The following is a 19,381-nucleotide window of genomic DNA, read 5'->3' on the forward strand; positions in this document are numbered from 1 at the left end:
CCGCTGCCCCGCCGGCAGCAGCCACGCCCCCGGGAACGGCCCCGCCAGCCGCGTCACCAGGCGTAGCGGGCACCCCGGGTGAGGCGGGCGCACCGGCAGCAGCCGTTGCGGCCGCCGAAGTGCCGCCGGCCAAGGAAGAGGACCACGAAGCCAACACGCTGGTGGCGGCCCAGGCCGAGCGGTTGGCCGGCAATTTCGGCGCGGCCAAGACCATGATGAGCGATTTGCTGCGCCGCAACGATCTCAAGCCCGAGGTCCGCGAAGAAGCGGTGCATTCCCTGGCCGGTGTGCTGATGGACGTCTACAAGGACGACCCGGCCGGCCACTACGACGAAATGCAAAAGGTGCTTAACGAAGCGATAAACGTCAATCCCAATTCCTATCGCGTGCCCGAAGCCCTGCTCCAGCTTGGCATGCTCAATCTGCGCGTGGGTAACATTCCAGAAGCCAAGGGCTATTTTAACGTTTTGACCCGCAAGTATCCCACAGACGCCAATGTGCCCATGGTCAACTTTGCCTGGGGCGAATACTATTTTGACCGGGGAGATTACAAAAAAGCGGCTGAAGAATATCAAAATCTCGTGGAAAAATTTCCCGAGAGCAAGTTTGTGCGCGAAGGAGCCATGGGTTTGGCCAAGACCCTGGTTCGCCTGGGGCGCTACAAGGAAGCGGGCCAGATCGCCGACTATGTGGACAAGCGTTGGCCGCGCTACTACATCGATTTTCCGCAAATTCTGCGCATTACAGGCGATATAGCTTATAAAAACGGCGATTTCAAGAAAGCGCGCGATACCTATATGTTGTTTTACAACATGGAGCCCAAGGTCAAGGACGCCGATCTGGTCCTGGCCAGGCTCGGCGACATCTACGGCAAACTAGGCAACAAGGCCGGCGCGGTGGATTTTTACAATCTGGCCGTCAAGGACTATCCCGACAGTGAAGGGGGACTGGTGGCCAAGATGCGCCTGGCCGAGCAGGGCGTCCACGACCAGCCCACCATCACCGAGATGTTTTCGCTGTTTGATAAGCCCCAATACGGCAGCCCCGAAGACATCTACGCCGGCATCATCCGTGATCATCCCCAGAGTCCGCTTGCCCCCCTGGCCCAGCTCAAGCTGGCCATGTGGCTGCTGCACCAGCAGAACTATCCCGGCAGCCTCAAAGAAGCCGCCGCCTATCTGGAGCGCTATCCCCAAAGCGAACTGGCCCCCAAGGCCGAGGAAGTGGCCATCACCGCCTTTGAGCGGATGGCCGCCGATCTGCTCGCCCACAAGGATTACGCCCGGCTCATCGAGGCCTACAAGGAACATCGGCTTATTAGCGCCAACCGGGGCCTTTTGTCCGACACCACCCGCCTGGGGCTGGCCCTGGCCTATCTGCGCACCGACAAGCCCCGCGAAGCCCTGGCCGAGGCCCTGCCCTACGTCGGCCCCAAGGAAACCGACAATGGCAACTGGGCGTTGACCATGGCCATGTCGGTCTACCAAAACGAACGGGCCTGGCGCGACATCGTCGATCTGGCCCGCAAGGTCCAGGGCTGGCGGTTTTCCCCGAACCAGCGCCGGGGGCTGGAATATATGGTGGCCGAGTCCCTGGAGAATCTCGGCGAATCCGAGCGGGCGCTGCCGCTGTGGACCAAGATGGCCGGCGACCGGGAGCTTGAGGCCGAGAAGCGCTGCTATGCGCTCTATTTCGTGGCCAAGGAAGCCATGGCCAAAAAGGAATGGGAAAAGGCCCAGCTCTATGCCGGCGAAGCAGCCTTTATGTTTGCCGAGACCAACCGCGACGCGGACAAGCGCAAAGCGGCCGTCAACATCCTGGTGGAAGCCAACCGGGCCATGGGCGAGTATGCCAAGGCGCTCAAACATGCCGCCGAGTACGCGACCCTGTGCAAGGAAGGCGATGACGACTGGTCCGGCAACCGCATGCGCATGGCCGCCATCCAGCGGGCCATGGGCGACGTGGACGGCTGGCGGGCCACCCTGACCGCCATGCGCGACGCCGCACCCAATTCCCTCTACGGGCGCATGGCCGCCTCGGATCTGTCGGCCAGCGGGCTGCAAAATCGCCTCGACGCCCTGACCCGCGGCAAATAACGCGCGACGCGCTTGTCAACGACGCCGTATCCGGGCTACAGGATCGATACTCCCCCGGTTTTGCATCCGGTGGGCAAGGAGTCGGTCATGGCCCAAGCATCCCCCCGCGCCGTCACCGGGCGCCAGCCCGTCGTTGCCGGCCGGTTTTATCCCGGCGACGCCGAGACGCTGGCCCGGGAAACGGCTGCCTATCTCGCCCTGGCTGCGCTACCGTCCGAGCGGCCCACACTGCTCGCCATGGCCCCCCATGCCGGGGCGGTCTACAGCGGTCCCGTGGCCGGGCGCACCCTGGGTGCGGCCCGACTGGCCGACACGCTGCTGCTGCTTGGCCCCAACCACACCGGCCGGGGGGCCCGGCTGGCTGTGTGGCCGTCCGGGGACTGGCACATTCCGGGCCAGGACGTGCCCGTTGACGAGGCCCTGGCTGCGGCCTTGTTAACGGCCTCGCCACGGCTGACCCCTGACCGCGAGGCCCATCTGGGCGAACATTCCCTGGAAGTGCTGCTGCCGTTTTTGCGTCAGGTCCGGCCGGACTGCCGTATCGTGCCGGTGGCGGTGGCCGAGCCGGATCTGACCGTCCTGGCAGACGCGGCTGCGGCCATGGCCGGCGTGCTGGCCCGCTGGCCCGAGCCTGTTTCGGTGGTGGTCAGTTCCGACATGAGTCATTACGTTTCCCACAAGACTGCGACCAGGCTTGATTCCCTGGCCCTGGAGCGGGCGCTGGCCCTGGACCCCGAGGGGCTGTACCGGGTGGTGCGCGAGGCCGGCATCACCATGTGCGGGGTGCTGCCCATGGTGCTGGGGCTTTTTACCGTCCTGGCCTTGGGAGCGAAATCAGCCCGGCTGGCCGCCTATGCCACCTCAGGCGAGGTGAGCGGCGACTACGAGCAGGTGGTGGGATACGCCGGCGTATTGGTGGAGTAAGGACGTCCGCTCAACACCCGAATTGTAAGGAGAAGACGCATGGAACGTCTGCTTGCCGCGTTGCTTTTTGCCTTGGTTCTTTGCCTGCCCAGCCCGGCCGTGGCCCAATTTGGCCTTATCCAGCAGGGGCTTGACGCTGTGACCAGCGGCAAGAAAGCCGCTGAACCGGCCGGGTCTGGCGGCTCTGCCGCCAAGGGCGGATCGGGCGGCGGCGCGGTGCTGGCCAGCGACACCACCTTTAAAAATCCGGCCCGGGGCTTTGAATTCACCATCCCGGCCGGCTGGAAGCTGGAAAGCGGCGACCCGGCCAGCGAATCCGTGCTGTTTATGAAGCCTGGGACCACGTTTGGCTTTCAATTCCATCTGGAACAGATGGTTCCGAGCTTTCCGCGAAAGGCCTCGGTGGAAGCTTCGCTTAAGCAGGCCAAGGAAATGGTCGGCATCAACAAGTATCTGGAAGCCAAGCGCCGCGACGACGGCGACGCCAAGAAGAAGTGCGGTGTCATCGGTTGGGAAATTGTGGAAGCGCCCCAGAAAAACGATTACCAGCGCATCATCTGGCAGGCCTACGACGGCGAGAATTACTACATGAATTTCATGGCCCACAGCGAGAACAAGGACTTTGCCACGGCGCGGCCGGTGTTGCGCCAGATCATGGACTCCATCAAGTTCTGCCGCTAAGATGGACCAACGGCGGGGTCGCAAGGCTTCGCCGGCAACCCTTACGCAAAGTTTCGAACAGGGCATCATGAGAGGTATTATGAAGCGATTTCCCTGCGTTGCCGGTCTGGTCAGGATCGTCGCGGTGCTGGTCTTGTCCCTGACCCTTATCTCCTGCGCCACTTACACCCGGCCCAATCCGCAGATCAACGGCGTGGTCGATCCGGCCATGCTGCCCAGCGCTGTGCGCACGGCGGAATGGGACATCGGGGCGGTGCGTTACGTCTGGAACGGGCACGGCATCAATTATTACGAGGCCGGGTTGTTTCCGGCGTTGTTACTGGTGCGCAACAAGTCCGGCCGCGCCCCGATCGTCTACCCCGAAGAGTGCCGGGGCATCGGACCCGGCGGCGTGGAATACGTGCCGTATCCCGTGGCCACGGCGGCGGAGGTGGTGTTTGCTTCCACGGCGTACAAAAAGAGCGGCGAGGCAGCGGTGGTCGGCGGCCTGACCGGCGGTGCCGTGGGGGCTGGTCTTGGGGCGCTGATCGGCTCGGGCTTTAACGGCGGCTGGGGAGCCGGGCCTGGGGCGCTCATTGGTGCCGGCGTCGGCATTCTCGGCGGCGCGGCCCTGGCCCAGCAGCCGAGCATGGAGCAGTACCGGGCCACGCTGTACCAGGACATTGCCACCTATTCCTGGCGGGCCACGCCCATCGCGCCCATGGCGCTCATGCCGGGCTATCTCTATTTCCCGGCCAACCTCGGCATCCATTCCCTGCGGGTGGTGCTGCGCTACGACAACCACGCCCAGACGCTGGTGGTGCCCATCAACAATCCGATCTGGTAAGGCGCACGACCTCCATACAACACGAAGGCCGGCCCGGAAATTGTTCCGGGCCGGCCTTTCTTTTACAGTTTGCGGCCAGACGCAACTTGGAGCGCTGGCAGAAACTCCAGCATCTCAGAGACGTTCCAGGAAACCGGCGGAAGCGTATCCGTCCACCCGGCCGTCTCCTTCCAGGTCGAGCAGTGCCCAGCCTTCTGCTATGGAGACCACGACGACGATCTGGTCAGACTGCAAGCCGCCGATGATGTCGAACTGGGAGCCCGGTCCCTCGCGCAGGCGCAAGCCGTTGCGGGCGGTCACACGATAGCGTTCGCCAGTGCCGGCCTGCATTGCCAGCGTTGGTCTGTCCGCAGCAATGGTGAAGGCTCCAAAGTCGGGCATGGCCGGGTTCCCATCATTGTAATCCACGCTTATGCCGCAAATTCTCGCTTCGGGATAGCGCTGGGCCAGATGGTAGCGGCCGTCCTTCAAGGCGTCCTGCGTGCCACGAAAGCCCCGCGACATGGACAGCCAACGCAACGTCGCAAGGCCTTTGTCGACGAGGGTGTCGCAGAGCAGCCCAGAGCCATACACACCGACCCTGTACCCGGGGCCGCCATAGCATTCCATATCGAAAGCTTCCCGGACCCCTTCGAAGAACGGGATGATGCGGCTGCTTATTACACTGGCGTCAGGGTCGAAATCGACGGCGAAATAGAGGCCTGAGCCGGTCGGTTGTCCAATACTGTCATGGGCATGGCGAAAGGCCCGACGGCCGGCGGCAATCCCCGTGCTTTTGCTGAAATCCTCTGCGCTGTCCTGGCGTTGCTGAAAGACAACCGCAATCTCCAGGCCTTGGGCGACGATGGCCTGGGCCTCATCAAGCTTGAGACATTTTTCCGGGAGACTTTGCGAGTTGCTGAAGTTGTAATAGCGGATGATTGTCTTCACACCTTGGGAAAGGAGACAGGAAAGCTTGTTTTTGGTGTTGTTTGGGGTGTCGATGATGCTCATGTCACGGCCTCCTGTTGGTTCAAGTTGTTGCAACCAGAGACTTTTCAGACAAACGGCACATCTTTCAGGCCTTACGTCGGAGCAGAGGGGTGGCTTTAGCCTATATGTGAAGATGCGTAATTGTGCAACGGGAAAGTGTCGCCCGCGACCATGGGAAGGAGCAGGCTGAGGCGCGCGAGGGTGCGCCCGAAGCGGCGTGGCCGCACGCCGGGGTGGCTGGAAAGAAAAAGGCCGGGAACCCGCATCTGCGAATTCCCGGCCGGAGTGTCCTGGAAGTTGTAGTTCCAGAGCCTGAATGGCGTGAAAACGGGCGCTGGCTAGCGGCGTCCGCCCCGGTCGCCGCCGCGTCCGCCACGGTCACGGTCACGGCTGAAGCCGCCGCCGCCGGTCTTGGCGTAGTCGGCCGGATCGTAGGGGACACCGCGCTCTTCGTTGATCACGGCCTTGCGCGACAAACGCAGGCGGCCGGTGGGTTCGACGTCGAGCACCTTGACCTCAAGCTCCTGGCCCATCTTGACCACATCGGCCGGGCTGGAGACGCGTTCCACATCGAGCTGGGAGACGTGCACCAGACCCTCAAGACCCGGCAGGATCTCGACGATGACGCCGCACTCGATGACCTTTATGACCTTGCCCTTGTAGTTGGCACCCACATCGGCATGCTGGTCGTAATATTCCACCCGGGCCTTGGCCTTTTCCAGGGACTCAAGGGTCGGCGCGAAGATGGAGATCTTGCCCGTGTCCTCGATGTCGATGGAAGCACCGGTATCGGCCGTGATGGATTTGATGTTCTTGCCACCGGGTCCGATCACTTCACGGATCTTTTCCGGGTTGATGTGCACCACGGCCAGCTGCGGGGCCAGGGCCGAAAGCTCGGGGCGCGGCGCGGGCAGGATGGCGGCCATGCGGCCAAGGATGTGCAGCCGGGCTTCTTTGGCCTGATTAAGGGCTTGGCGCATGACGGCCTGGGGGATGCCGGTGATCTTGATGTCCATCTGGATGCCGGTGATGCCCTCGGCAGTGCCGGCCACCTTGAAGTCCATGTCGCCCATGGCATCCTCGTCGCCGAGAATGTCGGTCAGAACCAGGAAGTCGTCGCCTTCCTTGATCAGGCCCATGGCGATGCCGGCCACCGAAGCCTTGATCGGCACGCCAGCGTCCATAAGGGCCAGCGAAGCGCCGGCCACCGAGGCCATGGACGAGGAGCCGTTGGACTCAAGGATCTGGGAGACCACACGCATGGTGAAGGGGAAGTCCTCGGCACCGGGCAGCACGGGCAGGATGGACCGTTCGGCCAGAGCGCCGTGGCCGATATCCCGACGCGACGGGCCGCGCAGCATCTTGACCTCGCCCACGCAGTAGGGCGGGAAGTTGTAGTGGAGCATGAAACGCTTGTGGGTCTCGCCGTTAAGCGTCTCAATCTTTTGCTCGTCGCCGGTGGAGCCAAGGGTGGCCACGCACAGGGCCTTGGTCTCGCCCCGGGCAAACAGCGCGGAACCGTGAGTGCGCGGCAGCACGCCCACTTCGATGCCGATGGGACGCACCGTGGTGACGTTGCGGCCGTCTAAGCGAATGCCGGTGTCCTTGATAAGGGCACGCAGCAGTTTTTTCTCCATGGTCTCAAGGATTTCGCCGGCCTTCATCTTGTAGCTCGGGGTCTCCGGGAAAGCGGCGACCACGGCTTCCATGACAGCGGCCTTGACGAGGCGACGGGCGTCGCGACGGGCCATCTTTTCCTTGTTGGTAAAGGCTTCCTTAAGCTTGGCTTCGCCGGCTTCGCGCACCACGGCTTCCAGCTCGGCCAGGGGAGCCGGCGGGGTAAAGGCGATCTTGGCCTTGCCGGCCTTCTCGCGCAGCTCTTCCTGGAGATCAAGCAGCGGCAGCACAGCGTTGTGGCCAAATTCCAGAGCGTCGGCCAGCAGATCTTCGGACACGAAGCGTCCGCCGCCTTCAACCATGACCACAGCGTCGCGCGAGGCGGCGAACATGAGGTTTAACATGGAGTCGGCATTGATCTGGGAGACGGTGGGATTCAGGACAAACTGGCCGTCGATGTAGCCCACCCGGCCACCGGCAATGGGGCCGTGGAAGGGGATTTTGGAGATGTGCAGGGCTGTGGAGGCACCGGTCAGGGCCAAAACGTCCGGCTCAACGATGCCGTCGGCCGAAAGCACCGTGGCGATGATCTGCACTTCGTCGCGAAAGCCCTTGGGGAAAAGCGGCCGGCAGGGGCGGTCGATGAGGCGGCACACGAGCACTTCGCGCTCGGACGGGCGGCCGATCTCGCGGCGAAAATAGGAACCCGGGATGCGCCCGGCAGCGTAGGCCATTTCCTGGTAATCGACCACCAGGGGGAAAAAGCCTTTTTCTTCGGCCAGGGCCTGGGTGCAGGCCGTGACCAGCACCACCGTGCCGCCGCACTGAATCCAAATGGCACCGTCGGCCTGATTGGCCAGCCGACCGGTTTCGATGATGACGGGCTTGCCGCCGATGGATGTTTCGAGACGGATGGGATCAAAAGTCATTGTCATAGGCACCTCTTGAGATGAAGGGAGCGGCAGTAAAAAAGCGGTCTGCCCTCCCGCCATGCAGCAGGCGCGGCGGCTGCCGGGACGCATGTCCCGAAAGCAGGCGCGCATAATGCATGCGCGGGAAGGCGGGGTCCGGCGAACCGGACCCCGTTTTTGCGGACTACTTGCGAACTACTTGCGGATGCCAAGCTTGGCGATCAGATCGCGGTAGCGTTGGACGTCCTTCTTCTTCAGGTAGTTAAGAAGTTTGCGGCGCTGGCCGACCATTTTCAACAGACCCGTGCGGGAGTGGAAGTCCTTGGGGTGGCTCTTGAAGTGGTCGGTCAGGTACACGATACGCGCCGTCAGCAGAGCGACCTGGACCTCGGGGGAGCCGGTGTCGCCTTCGTGCTTCTGGTGTCCGTTGATGACTTGGGCCTTGCTGTCGGCAGTCATAACCACAGCGATATCCTCCTGTTTAAGGGGTGCTTGGGCGCGCGGGGGCGTCAGTGCCGTCACGCCGGGCCGGTTGCGGGTCGCCAAACAGACCGCGCACGATGGCCCACCTGAGTTGGCCGTCCATCACCTCGGCCCTGGCCAGAGCCAGGGGCAGGCGCGTTTGACTGACAAGCATGGCAAAGGTGCCTTCGGGGTAGCCGTCGCCGACCGGGATACGAATACCCCGGCGCACGGGTTCGGCTGCCGCGTCGCTAAGGACGACGGTAGGCCAATGGGGCAGGGCTGCTTCCAGCGGAATAATCCGCCCGGGCAGCGACTGCGGGTCGGCCAGGATGTCGTCCAGGCTGTGCGCCTGCGTCAGTTCAAAGGGACGGCTGGCCTCCCGGGTCAGGGCTGTCATGATCGCGCCGCACTGCATTCGCGTCCCCAGGCTGTGGACCAGGGAGCGTATGTAGACGCCGGCGGATACCCGGACTCGGAAGGTTGCCGACGGCGGGTCGACCGATACGGCCCGCGCGTCGAAAACGGAAATATCTTTTACTTTCACCGGGGCGGCCAGACCCTTGCGGGCCAGTTCGTACAGGGGCCGTCCCTGGTGTTTGGCCGCCGAGTAGGGCGGCACTTCCTGGCTGGTCAGTTCCTGCCAGGAATTGATGGCCTGGGCAAGGACTTCCGCCGTGACATGCTCCCAGGGGGCGGTGGCGGTGACGGTTCCCTGGCTGTCGTAGGTGTCCGTGGTCTGCCCAAGGGTCAACGCGCCCAGGTAGGTCTTTTCGCCAGCCATGACATAGGGGGCGATTTTGGTCGCCTCGCCCAAAAGCACCACCAGCACGCCGGCCGCCAGCGGGTCCAGGGTGCCGGCATGGCCGATCTTTTTCTGGCCCAGGCGTTTGATAGCCGTCAGGCACCAGGTGGAGGTGGGACCGGTGGGCTTATCAAGGACCAGAACGCCGTGGAGCTGGGGCAGGGGGTACTTTCGTTCAGCCACGAAGTGGCTCCACGGCCTTGCACAGGGCGCAGGCCAAGGCGGTTTCGGCCTCGGCCAGGGGCATGGCCAGCTTGCCGCCCGAGGCGTTTTTATGGCCGCCGCCGCCAAAAGAGGCGGCCACGGTCTGGATGTTGACCGGACCCACCGAGCGCAGGGAAAATTTCACGCCGCCTTCGGGCAGTTCGCGCACCAGCAGGGCGGCCGCAACGCCTTTGATGCGCAGGGCATTGTTGATCAGGCCCTCGCAGTCTTCAGAGGAGGTCTGGGTACGCGTGAGCATCGCCTGCGATACCCTGATCGTGCCCACCTGTCCATGGCAGCACACGGATAAGCTGCCGAGCACTTCGGACCACAGGCGCACCCGGTTCATGCTCCACTGGTTTTTGATGCGCGCACCGACCGCCCCGATGTCCAGGCCGCCCCGGATCATTTCGGCCACCAGCTCGAGACTGACGGCGGTGGTGCCGCTGAAGCTGAAAAATCCGGTATCCGTGGCCAGGGCGGTGTAGAGCGCTTCGGCCAGAGGGCCGGCCAGGGGGATGCCCAGGTCTTTGGCAATAAGCGCCACCATTTCGCCGGTGGCGCTGCGGCTGGGATCGACCCAGTTGACGACGCCAAAACCGGGATTGCCCAGATGGTGATCAATGACGGCCACCCGGGCGGGATCAAGCTGCTTTTCCAGCTCGCCCAGGCGCGCTCCGTCACCGCAGTCCAGCACCAGGGCCAGATCGTAGGTCTCGTCCAGGGGATGGTCGATCAGCGGCGCAGGCAGTTCCATCCAGCCGTATTGGGGCGGGACCGGGGAGTCGTTTACCAGGGAAAAGTCCTTGCCCAGCGCCTCCAGGATAAAGCCCATGGCAGCGGTGGAACCCAAGGCGTCGCCGTCAGGCCCGGCATGGGCGGCCACCAGAAAATGCTGGCCGGCCCGGATACGTCGGACAATTTCAAGCCTCGGGTCGGGCATAGACCATGTCCTCCAAATACGTGTCGCGGGAAAAGCGCAAGTCAGGCACGAATTTCATCACCAGACGCTTGCCAAGCTGGGTGCGCAGAAATCCCTTGGCCTGGTCCAGCGCTTTTTGCGCAGCAGCCAAACGGGCCTCGTCACCGCTTAAGGTGTAAAACACCTGGGCGATGGAGAGGTCGGCGTTTAAGGTCACGCCGCTGATGGTGACAAGTTCGAGCCGGGGGTCCCGGATATCTTCGAGTAGGGCCATGGCCATTTCCCGGGCAATCTGGTCGGCGAGGCGGTGGGAGCGCCGCGAGGCGGTACGTTTCATGAGCGGTTCCGATCCATCAGAGCGTTACAATTTCGATATCGTCGCTGACAAGTTCGGCCAGGGCAGCGGCCTCGACCATGTTGACCGCCTTTTGCAGCAGGCCCCGGACATGGGTGGCGTCATTGGAGACGGTGACAGCGGCCAGCACCAGGGTGTCCCAGGATTCCTGCATGGCGACTTCGGCAGCGGCCACGTTGAATTTGTTGCGCAGTTTTTGTTTGAGGCTCTGGGCCACACGACGTTTGCTCTTGAGGGAGTCGTTGCCGTGGAGGGTGAATTCGAGCGTCAGGACGCCTACGACCATGACTGTCTTCCCCGGCGGGCGGGGGGCGGTTGGAAGGCAGGTTTATACGGAGTCCCCGGCCGCGCGCTTATAAGCCCGCGGCCAGGGTCCGAAACCGGGTGGCCCAGGCCACCCGGCGCAATCATTTACAATGTGGCCCGTTCTTCGACGGACTCAAAGGCCTCGATGACGTCAGCGACCTTGATGTCGTTGAAGTTTTCGAGTCCCACGCCGCACTCGTAGCCCTTGGTGACTTCTTTGACGTCGTCTTTAAAGCGACGCAGCGAAGCCAGCTTGCCGGTGTAGACCACCACACCGTCGCGCAACAGGCGCACACCGGCGTTGCGGGTCAGCTTGCCGTCCATGACGGCGCAGCCGGCAACAGTCCCGATCTTGGGGACGCTGAAGGTGTCGCGCACTTCGGCCTGGCCCAGGTACTGCTCGCGAATCAGCGGTGCGAGCATGCCGGACATGGCGTCTTTGATTTCGCTGACGACCTTGTAGATGATATCGTAGAAGCGCACATCCACGCTCTCGCGTTCGGCCATTTCCTTGACCTTGATGGTCGGGCGCACGTTGAACCCGATGATGATGGCCGAGGAGGCAGAGGCGAGGAGCACGTCGGACTCGGTGATGGCCCCGGCCCCGGCGTGGATGATGTTGACTTTGACCTTGTCGGTGGACAGCTTTTTAAGCGCATCGGCAATGGCTTCCAGCGAACCCTGCACGTCGGCCTTGAGCACCAGATTGAGCGTCTGGGCCTCGGCTTCGGGCCGGCTGGCCAGGAAGGTTTCCAGCGTCACCTTGGAGGCTTTGCCCAGTTCGCGTTCGCGCTGCTTGGTGGCCCGGGTCTCGGCGATGCGGCGGGCGACCTTTTCGTCCTCGACGCCGACGAACTCGTCGCCGGCCTCAGGCACGCCCTCAAAGCCCTGGACCTCGATGGGCATGGCCGGTCCGGCTTCCTTGATCTTGCGACCCTGGTCGTCGAAACAGGCCCGCACCCGGCCGGAGAACACGCCGCAGACAAAGGCGTCGCCCTGGTGCACGGTGCCTTCCTGGATGAGCACCGTGGCCACGGGACCGCGTCCCTTGTCCAGTCGGGCTTCAACGACATGGCCCCTGGCCCGCTTGGACGGGTTGGCGGTCAACTGCAGCACTTCGGCCTGCAGGAGAATCATTTCGAGCAGTTCGTCCAGGCCGATTTTCTGCTTGGCCGAGACATTGGCGAAGATGGTCTCGCCGCCCCATTCTTCGGGGACAAGGCCGAGTTCGCCCAGTTCGCGCTTGACCCGGTCGGGGTTGGCGTCGGGCTTGTCGATCTTGTTGACGGCAACGACGATGGGAACGCCGGCCGCCCGGGAGTGGTTGACTGCTTCGCGGGTCTGATCCATGACGCCGTCGTCGGCAGCCACGACCAGAACCACGATGTCGGTGACCTGGGCACCGCGGGCACGCATGGCGGTGAACGCCTCGTGGCCCGGCGTATCCAGGAAGACGATGTCGCCGCGGCTGGTGGTGACATGGTAGGCACCGATGTGCTGGGTGATGCCGCCAGCCTCGCCGGAGACAACATTGGAGAGGCGGATGGCATCGAGCAGCGACGTCTTGCCGTGATCGACGTGGCCCATGATGGTGACCACCGGCGGACGCGGCTTTTGGTCTTCGGGCTTATCGATTTCAGCGTTGATGATGTAGTCGTCTTCGGAGAAGCCCGACTTTTCGATCTCAAAGCCGAATTCAGCCGCTGCCAGGGTGGCGGTCTCGATGTCAAGGGACTGGTTGATGGTCACCAGCGCACCCAGTCCAAGCAGGACCTTGATCAGATCCTGGGCCTTGGAGCCCATCTGCTTGGCCAGATCCGAGACGCGGATGGTTTCTTCCATCCGAATCTTGCGCTTGGCGGCCTTCATCGGCTGGGCACCGGCATCGGACTTGGAACCCAGAAAGTCATCGCGGTTTTTCTTGCGCTTAAACTTGCCGCCACGACCGCCAGTACGATCCTGGACGTCGCCGGCATTTCGCTTGCCGCCCTTGCCGGCAGCGGCATTCTTGCGGCGCTGCTCTTCGGTCATCTGACCGCCGAACTCCACCACGCGGCGGTCTTTCTTCCGCTTTTTGGCGTCGTCGCTGCCCGGAGCCGGCGGCATGCCCGGCACCGGACGACCGGCCGGACGGGGTGCGCCGGGGGTAAAGCCGGGAGCGCCGGGGCGGCCAGGGCCGCCGGGACGGCCGGGACCGCCGGGACGCTGGCCTTCACCGGCCGGCGGGCGGCGGGTGTCAGGCGCTGGCGGCCGCTTGGGATCGGGCATGGAAATGATGCGCACTTTGGGCGCCGGGGCCGGTTCGGGCCGACGGGCTTTTTTGCGGCGCTTTTCTTCTTCGGATTCGCCGGCAGGGGCCGGGGTCGCCTCGGTCACGCCGCCTTCGGCCACAGGGGCACCGACAGGGGCCGTGACAGGCGCATCGCCAGAAGCGGCGACGGGAACGGCGTCTGCGGGCTGGGCCGGCGCTTGGCCAGCTTCGGGCGCGGTTGCCGTGGTCACCGGGGCCACAACTTCGGGAGCGACTTCGGGTTCGGCCGGGGCCGCAGCCTTTTCAGGCTCGGGCCGCTCGATGATGCGGGCCGGTGTGGCCGGGCGCACGATGCGGGCATTGCCGGTCTGGGCGGCCGGCTTTTTGGGCGCAACCGGGGCAGCCGGCGCTGCTTCTTCCGCAACCGGGGCAAAAGCCTCGAAATCCTCGGCCTGGGGCGCGAATTCGGCTTCCAGGGGCGGCTCGGTCTCCGTCTCCACGGCAACGACCACGGGCGGGGCCGTATCCTCCACCGCGTCCGGGGTCGGAATCACGGGTTCGGAATCCCGAGAAGCGTCCGATGCGGCGGCGGCCGGGGGGGTGGGGGCGGCCTTGCGGCGGCGGACGATGACACCGGGCGAAACCTCGGTGTCGATGACCTGGGTGCGACCGGAAGCGCCCTGGCGCACGCGGTTGCGCACCTGGGTGGCTTCTTCATCGGTCAGGGTGCCCATCTGGCTTTTGACCGTGATGCCGAGCTCGCGCAGGATTTGCAGCATGTCCTTGCTGGACAGACTCAGATCCTTGGCAATGTCCTTGATTCTGATTTTATTCACCTTGACCCCCCCTCCGTCGCCTGGGCCGACCGGAGTATTTCAAAAATTTCTCAGCGCATTCGGGGTTGGCGCAGAGATAATGCCCGCGTCCGGGCATGGCGGCCCGGGGATCGGGCAAAAGGCCCGCCCCCACGCCAGCAGCCGGCACGTGTCGCGTCAGGTCGCTTTTGGCAAAGCGCCCCCGACAGATCACGCACATGCGTACTGGTGTTGCCGGCCGATCATGCGACTTGCCGCGCGTCATCAGGCCTCGTCCGAGGTTTTCGGCGTTTCGGCCGGCGCGTCGTCCGCATCGGTCTGCGTCGTTTCAGGCGACGCAAGCGGGGCGGCTTCTTCCTGGCTTTCGGCCGCGTCTCCGTCAACATCTGCGTCTGCGTTTACGTCTGCATCAGCGTCAGCGGGGGTGGGGGCGACGTCTTCGTCGCTGGCCGCCTCGCCCGGCGCTTCCTCGGGCTTGTCGAATGCGCCCATAAGCTTAAGTGCCGCCCGCAGATCGTCACGCTTGGACGGCGTCATGCCGTAAATGGCGTCGATGGCTGCGTCTTCGGCTTCGGCCAGCTGTTCCATGGTATCAAAGCCGGCGGCAATGATGTTGTCCACATGGATCTCGGCCACGCTTGCCAACTGCTCCAGGAATTTCTTGGAGACGTTGGCTTCACGGAACCGGGATTCGGTGAAAATATCGATTTTCCAGCCCAGCAGTTTGGCAGCCAGTTTGACGTTTTGCCCTTTGCGGCCAATGGCCAGATTGAGCTGGTCGTCGGTGACCACCACTTCCAGAGATTTTTCGTCCTCATCCACGGAGATCCGGGTGACCCGGGCCGGGGACAGGGCATTGGCGGCGTAGGTGGCGATTTCCGGATTCCACACCACGATGTCGATGCGTTCGCCGCGCAGTTCCTGGACGATATTTTGGATACGCGAACCGCGAATGCCGACGCAGGCACCCACCGGATCGACGTCGCGGTCTTTGGAGATGACCGCCACCTTGGCCCGGGAGCCGGGATCGCGCGAAACGCCGACGATTTTGACCGTGCCGTCGGAGACTTCCGGTACTTCGCGGGCGAAAAGGGCTTTCATGTACTCGCCATGGGTGCGCGAGACAATGATCTGGGGTCCGCGCCCGGACGGCAGGACTTCGATGATAAAGGCCTGGACCCGGTCGCCACGCTTGTAGCGCTCGCGGGGGATCTGCTCTTCCTTGGGCAAAAGGGCCTCAGTGCGGCCGAGGTTGATGATCCAGCCGGCCCGGTCGCGGCGCTGGATGATGCCGGAAATGATTTCGCCCTTTCTGTCCTTGTATTCCTCGTAGATGATTTCCTGCTCGGCGTCGCGCATGCGCTGGATGATCACCTGTTTGGCGGACTGGGCGGCGATGCGGCCAAGGTCTTCCACGGCCAGCTTGAAGCCCATTTCGTCTTCAAGGGCCACATTGGGATCAATGGCCTTGGCGTCGGACAGGCAGATTTCGGCGGCCGGATCGGCCACGTCGTCATCTTCCACCACGACTTTGAACTGGTAGACCTCGATCTCGCCCTGCTCATCGTTGTAGCTGACCTCGACGTCGAGGTTTTCGCCGTGTTTGCGGATCACCGACGAACGGACGGCTTCTTCCAGGGTGTCCACCAGCAGATCGCGGTCAATGCCGCGGTCCTTGCTGATTTGATCGATGGCTTTTTTCAGTTCAGTCATGAGGTTGCCTCCGGGCTGCCGTAGGGAGAGTCGTCACCGCCGGCTTCTCCGTCGGGTGTGGCGTCAAATGCGTGGATGAGGCGGACCTTGTCCGACTCGGCAAAATCAAAAGAAATCGGGAAAGATTTGGGACCGGGATCAGCGGTCATGGACACAATCTGACCGTCAAGGGCGGTGAGAATGCCCCGGAAACGCTTGCGGCCGTTTATGGGCACGGCCAGCTTGGCTTCGATTTCGCGGCCAAGAAAGCCGGCCAACTGCCCGGCCTCGAAAAACCGGCGCGACAGGCCCGGCGACGACACTTCCAGCACGTAGGCACCGTGGAAATATTCCTCGACCTCAAGCAGTGATCCCAGATGCCGGCTGACCCGGGCGCACTCGTCAATGGTCACACCCTTGCGTTCGGCCGTGCGCGGCGTGTCGGCGGCGAGGTCAAGATACAGGCGTACCAACTGGCGATGGCCGGCGGCGGCCAGCTCAACCCCCCAGACGGTCAGGCCCAGGGTCGTGAGATAGGGAGCGATAAGCTCCCGGATTTTTTCCGTCACGGCGCTTGTACGATGCATGGTTTCCTTGGTCAGCAAAAAAAAAGTGGACCGATCGTCAGGCCCACCTTGTCACGACAACCGTTCGGTTGGGAGACTCAGGTTGGAGCGGGCGACGAGATTCGAACTCGCGACACCAAGCTTGGGAAGCTTGTACTCTACCAACTGAGCTACGCCCGCTCGAATGGCAGGAAATACCACTTCACCCGCATTTGTCAAGCTGCCTGGCCGCTCCAGGAAAAAAAACACGAAGCCTCAGGCCCTGCCTGCGTCCCTGGCGACCCGCCCTCCGGGCCCGTCGGGCCGGGCGCGTCCCGGCTGTGGCCCGCATGTTGCAATAAGCCCGCCGAGGAGGACCGCTTCCATGGAAATGAGCATGTACAGCGCGCTTTTCGGGGCACTTTCCACTGAAACGCGTCTCAATATCTCCGCCAATAATTTGGCGAACGTCAACACCACCGGTTACAAACGGGACCGGGTGACCTTTGAGGACACCTTTGCCCGCTATGCCCACGACTACCATATCGATCCCCGGGGCGATCTGCGGCAAAAACAATTGCTGCCCCGGGCCGATCTCATTGCCAAGCCGCGCCTGGCCATGCAGCAGATCGATTTCAGCCAGGGGGCGTTAACCGCCACCAACAACCCGCTGGACATGGCCATCCAGGGACCGGGCTTTTTCAAAGTCGCTGCTCCCGGCGGTGCCTACTACACCCGCAGCGGGGCCTTTCACCGCTCCTCCGAAGGCATGCTCGTCAATGACCAGGACATGCCGGTGCTTGGCGGCGGCGGCCCCATCCAGCTCCCAGAAGGCCGCATCGCCCTGGACGGGACAGGCACCATTTATGTGGATGGGGCCCAGGTCGGCCAGGTTGACGTGGTCACCGTGCAAAACCCCGAAACGCTCCAGAAATACGGCGCAAACCTCTATATGCCCCAGTCCGGGGCCACCGTCCAGGAAGGGCAGGCCCAGGCCGGACGGACTTCGGTGGCCCAGGGCTTTCTGGAAAAACCCAATGTCGAGGTGGTGGAGGAGATGGTCAGCATGATTGAAACCCAGCGGACGTTTGAGGCTTATCAGAAGGTCATTTCCAGCTCCAACGAACTCGACACCAAGGCCATCCGCGTCGGCACCGACCGGGGATAAGCCCAACTTTTGGAGGATATACGTTATGATGCGCTCCCTTTGGACAGCTTCCACCGGCATGGTGGCCATGCAAATGCAGATCGACACCATGTCGAACAACCTGGCCAACGTGAACACTGTCGGCTTTAAAAAGAGCCGGGCCGAGTTTGAAGACCTGATGTATCAGACCTTGCAGGTGGCCGGGACCGAGACCGTGGGCGGCAACCGCCTGCCCACCGGCCTGCAGGTGGGCCTGGGCGTCAAACCAACGACGGTGCACAAGTTCTTTACCCAGGGCGACATGCAAAACACCGGCAACCAGCTCGACGTCGCCATCCAGGGCGAGGGCTTTTTCAAGGTCGATGTCAACGGCCGGGAACTCTACACCCGGGCAGGGTCGTTCAAGCTCAACCAGGACGGCACCATCGTGACCGCCAACGGCTATCCGCTCCAGCCGGCCTTTTCCGTGCCCACCGAGACCAAGACCATCACCATTACGGAAAACGGCCACCTGTCCTGCCTCGACGCCAACAGTGCCGAACTGGCTGCCACCGATATCCCCCTTTACACCTTTATCAACAACGCCGGCATGACCGCCGAGGGCAGAAACCTCTATTCGCCCAGCCAGGCTTCCGGCGCGGCCAACGAGGTCACCCCCGGCAACCAGAACGCCGGCACCCTGGCCCAGGGGTTTCTGGAAATGTCCAACGTGGAACTCGTGGACGAAATGGTCGGTCTCATCGTCGGCCAGCGGGCCTACGAGGCCAACTCCAAGTCCATAACCACGGCCGACGGCATGCTGCAGACGGCTGTGAACGTCAAGCGCTAGGCGGTCCGTTATGAACGCCGCCAGGGAGGTCGCCATGGGACGCGCCGTTTTCCGCCAACTGATCAGTGCCGGGCTGGCCGCAGCCATCCTTTTGGCCGCCTGTCCGGCCGGGGCCGGCCTGTGGCGGCTGGCCGTCAAGGAAGCGGCCACGGCCGCCGGTGAACGGGTGCTGCTGTCGGAGATCGCAGAACCGAGCGGGGATTTTCCGGCCGACGCCTGGGCTGTGCTCGGGGCCACGCCCTTGTGGTACGCCCCGGAAACCGTGGGCCGCCAGACCGTTATTCCTTCGGCCAAGGTGCTGGAAGGATTGCGCTATTATCTGCGCGACGCCCCGGTGGAATTTTCCCTGCCAAACCAGGTCGTCCTGGCCCGGGGCGGCAAAGTGGTGGACGCGGCCCAGTTGCGCGCCCTGGCCGTCGAAACCTTGACACCCCTGGTGGTGGCCCTTGGCGGCGAGGCCCGGCTGGTCTCGGTCACGACTCCCGACCATCTCTTTGTGGACGACCAAGCCAGCGTCAGCGTTGCCGTTTCCGAAGTAACGGCTGGCAAGACCGCTTTTCGGTATGTGGTCACGGGAACCGGGGCAAGGATTTTGCAACAGACCCCGGCAGAGGCCGTGGTCGAGCACCTGGCCCGGGTGCCGGTGGCGATTAAAAGCATTCTTCCCAAGGACGGAGCCGCCGTGGAACAGATCGCCTACGTCTACGAGCGCCGCAACATGGCCGGCATCAAGGGGCGGCTGTGGGAACCGGCGGACGGCCAGTGGCGCGCCCGTCGCGGCGTTGGGCCGGGCCAGATCATTATGGCCGACGAGATGGAGGCCATGCCGCTGATCCTGCGGGGCGATCAGGTCCGCCTGGTCTACGAACGCAAGACCGTCCGGTTGACCATGCTGGCCGAGGCCGTCACCGACGGGGCTGCCGGCGGCAAGATAACTGTAAAAAATTCAAAGAATTCCAAGGAAATAACCGGCGTTGTCCGGGATCGTTCCACGGTAATGGTCCAGTAACGCAGCAGCGAC

The 19,381-nt window shown here is 63.4% G+C and carries 18 protein-coding genes and 1 tRNA gene; 7 read left to right on the forward strand and 12 right to left on the reverse strand.

Annotation, left to right across the window (positions count from 1 at the left end; translation table 11 throughout):
* The 4 genes from GTA51_RS17040 to GTA51_RS17055 form a co-directional block, all read left to right on the forward strand.
* The coding region (locus tag GTA51_RS17040; RefSeq protein ID WP_160963205.1) for a tetratricopeptide repeat protein at positions 1-2,096 on the forward strand (2,096 nt) is incomplete at its 5' end.
* Positions 2,097-2,183: 87 nt separating this feature from the next.
* Positions 2,184-3,020: an AmmeMemoRadiSam system protein B gene (gene amrB / locus GTA51_RS17045; protein ID WP_160963207.1), complete on the forward strand. Its 837-nt coding sequence runs from the start codon at positions 2,184-2,186 to the stop codon at positions 3,018-3,020.
* Between the two features lie 39 nt (positions 3,021-3,059).
* Entirely contained in the window at positions 3,060-3,701 is a 642-nt protein-coding gene (locus GTA51_RS17050; protein WP_160963209.1) for a hypothetical protein, read from the forward strand.
* A gap of 79 nt (positions 3,702-3,780) precedes the next feature.
* Complete coding sequence (locus GTA51_RS17055) at positions 3,781-4,527, forward strand: hypothetical protein (protein WP_160963211.1); 747 nt, start codon at positions 3,781-3,783, stop codon at positions 4,525-4,527.
* Positions 4,528-4,641: 114 nt separating this feature from the next.
* On the opposite strand, the gene GTA51_RS17060 is transcribed toward GTA51_RS17055, so the two are convergent.
* The 12 genes from GTA51_RS17060 to GTA51_RS17115 form a co-directional block, all read right to left on the reverse strand.
* Positions 4,642-5,520, reverse strand: a complete 879-nt coding sequence (locus GTA51_RS17060; RefSeq protein ID WP_160963213.1) for a glycoside hydrolase domain-containing protein — start codon at positions 5,518-5,520, stop codon at positions 4,642-4,644.
* 317 nt (positions 5,521-5,837) lie between these two features.
* The gene (gene pnp / locus GTA51_RS17065; RefSeq protein WP_160963215.1) at positions 5,838-8,051 is read right to left on the reverse strand and encodes a polyribonucleotide nucleotidyltransferase; all 2,214 of its coding nucleotides are present in this window, start codon (positions 8,049-8,051) and stop codon (positions 5,838-5,840) included.
* A 171-nt stretch (positions 8,052-8,222) separates the two neighbouring features.
* Entirely contained in the window at positions 8,223-8,492 is a 270-nt protein-coding gene (gene rpsO, locus GTA51_RS17070; RefSeq protein WP_160963217.1) for a 30S ribosomal protein S15, read from the reverse strand.
* A 16-nt stretch (positions 8,493-8,508) separates the two neighbouring features.
* Complete coding sequence (truB, locus tag GTA51_RS17075; protein ID WP_160963219.1) at positions 8,509-9,477, reverse strand: tRNA pseudouridine(55) synthase TruB; 969 nt, start codon at positions 9,475-9,477, stop codon at positions 8,509-8,511.
* Entirely contained in the window at positions 9,470-10,441 is a 972-nt protein-coding gene (locus tag GTA51_RS17080) for a DHH family phosphoesterase (RefSeq protein WP_160963221.1), read from the reverse strand. Before GTA51_RS17080 ends, truB begins: the two co-directional genes overlap by 8 nt.
* Complete coding sequence (rbfA, locus tag GTA51_RS17085; protein WP_160963223.1) at positions 10,422-10,757, reverse strand: 30S ribosome-binding factor RbfA; 336 nt, start codon at positions 10,755-10,757, stop codon at positions 10,422-10,424. Before rbfA ends, GTA51_RS17080 begins: the two co-directional genes overlap by 20 nt.
* Before the next feature lie 16 nt (positions 10,758-10,773).
* Positions 10,774-11,061: a DUF503 domain-containing protein gene (locus tag GTA51_RS17090; protein ID WP_160963225.1), complete on the reverse strand. Its 288-nt coding sequence runs from the start codon at positions 11,059-11,061 to the stop codon at positions 10,774-10,776.
* 125 nt (positions 11,062-11,186) lie between these two features.
* Positions 11,187-14,168 carry a translation initiation factor IF-2 gene (infB, locus tag GTA51_RS17095; RefSeq protein ID WP_160963227.1) on the reverse strand — a complete coding sequence of 994 codons (2,982 nt, stop codon included), beginning with the start codon at positions 14,166-14,168 and terminating at the stop codon, positions 11,187-11,189.
* Positions 14,161-14,412: a YlxR family protein gene (locus GTA51_RS17100; protein WP_160963229.1), complete on the reverse strand. Its 252-nt coding sequence runs from the start codon at positions 14,410-14,412 to the stop codon at positions 14,161-14,163. Before GTA51_RS17100 ends, infB begins: the two co-directional genes overlap by 8 nt.
* Positions 14,412-15,860, reverse strand: a complete 1,449-nt coding sequence (gene nusA, locus GTA51_RS17105; RefSeq protein ID WP_160963231.1) for a transcription termination factor NusA — start codon at positions 15,858-15,860, stop codon at positions 14,412-14,414. Before nusA ends, GTA51_RS17100 begins: the two co-directional genes overlap by 1 nt.
* Positions 15,857-16,426 (reverse strand): ribosome maturation factor RimP, encoded by a 570-nt coding sequence (rimP, locus tag GTA51_RS17110; protein ID WP_160963233.1) that lies wholly within the window; start codon positions 16,424-16,426, stop codon positions 15,857-15,859. The genes nusA and rimP overlap by 4 nt, the downstream gene beginning before the upstream one ends.
* Before the next feature lie 83 nt (positions 16,427-16,509).
* Positions 16,510-16,585 (reverse strand) — tRNA-Gly (locus GTA51_RS17115).
* A gap of 184 nt (positions 16,586-16,769) precedes the next feature.
* Here GTA51_RS17115 and flgF point away from each other — a divergent pair.
* From flgF to flgA, 3 genes are read left to right on the forward strand one after another with little or no spacing between them, the layout of a single operon-like run.
* A complete protein-coding gene (gene flgF, locus GTA51_RS17120; RefSeq protein ID WP_160963235.1) occupies positions 16,770-17,552 on the forward strand; it encodes a flagellar basal-body rod protein FlgF in 783 nt (260 codons plus the stop codon).
* 25 nt (positions 17,553-17,577) lie between these two features.
* Positions 17,578-18,360 carry a flagellar basal-body rod protein FlgG gene (gene flgG, locus GTA51_RS17125; RefSeq protein WP_160963237.1) on the forward strand — a complete coding sequence of 261 codons (783 nt, stop codon included), beginning with the start codon at positions 17,578-17,580 and terminating at the stop codon, positions 18,358-18,360.
* Between the two features lie 10 nt (positions 18,361-18,370).
* Positions 18,371-19,369 (forward strand): flagellar basal body P-ring formation chaperone FlgA, encoded by a 999-nt coding sequence (flgA, locus tag GTA51_RS17130; RefSeq protein WP_246198205.1) that lies wholly within the window; start codon positions 18,371-18,373, stop codon positions 19,367-19,369.
* Positions 19,370-19,381: the final 12 nt, after the last annotated feature.

Origin of the sequence: Solidesulfovibrio aerotolerans, from assembly GCF_009856865.1 — a bacterium.
GTDB lineage: Bacteria > Desulfobacterota > Desulfovibrionia > Desulfovibrionales > Desulfovibrionaceae > Solidesulfovibrio > Solidesulfovibrio aerotolerans.

Excerpts from the sequence above, each read along its gene's own strand:
- GTA51_RS17060 (WP_160963213.1), bottom strand. The coding sequence starts at position 5,520 with ATGAGCATCATCGACACCCCAAACAACACCAAAAACAAGCTTTCCTGT.
- flgF (WP_160963235.1), top strand. The coding sequence starts at position 16,770 with ATGGAAATGAGCATGTACAGCGCGCTTTTCGGGGCACTTTCCACTGAA.
- GTA51_RS17055 (WP_160963211.1), top strand. The coding sequence starts at position 3,781 with ATGAAGCGATTTCCCTGCGTTGCCGGTCTGGTCAGGATCGTCGCGGTG.
- nusA (WP_160963231.1), bottom strand. The coding sequence starts at position 15,860 with ATGACTGAACTGAAAAAAGCCATCGATCAAATCAGCAAGGACCGCGGC.
- flgA (WP_246198205.1), top strand. The coding sequence starts at position 18,371 with ATGAACGCCGCCAGGGAGGTCGCCATGGGACGCGCCGTTTTCCGCCAA.
- GTA51_RS17080 (WP_160963221.1), bottom strand. The coding sequence starts at position 10,441 with ATGCCCGACCCGAGGCTTGAAATTGTCCGACGTATCCGGGCCGGCCAG.
- flgG (WP_160963237.1), top strand. The coding sequence starts at position 17,578 with ATGATGCGCTCCCTTTGGACAGCTTCCACCGGCATGGTGGCCATGCAA.
- pnp (WP_160963215.1), bottom strand. The coding sequence starts at position 8,051 with ATGACAATGACTTTTGATCCCATCCGTCTCGAAACATCCATCGGCGGC.
- GTA51_RS17100 (WP_160963229.1), bottom strand. The coding sequence starts at position 14,412 with ATGACGCGCGGCAAGTCGCATGATCGGCCGGCAACACCAGTACGCATG.
- GTA51_RS17050 (WP_160963209.1), top strand. The coding sequence starts at position 3,060 with ATGGAACGTCTGCTTGCCGCGTTGCTTTTTGCCTTGGTTCTTTGCCTG.
- amrB (WP_160963207.1), top strand. The coding sequence starts at position 2,184 with ATGGCCCAAGCATCCCCCCGCGCCGTCACCGGGCGCCAGCCCGTCGTT.
- rimP (WP_160963233.1), bottom strand. The coding sequence starts at position 16,426 with ATGCATCGTACAAGCGCCGTGACGGAAAAAATCCGGGAGCTTATCGCT.
- rbfA (WP_160963223.1), bottom strand. The coding sequence starts at position 10,757 with ATGAAACGTACCGCCTCGCGGCGCTCCCACCGCCTCGCCGACCAGATT.
- GTA51_RS17090 (WP_160963225.1), bottom strand. The coding sequence starts at position 11,061 with ATGGTCGTAGGCGTCCTGACGCTCGAATTCACCCTCCACGGCAACGAC.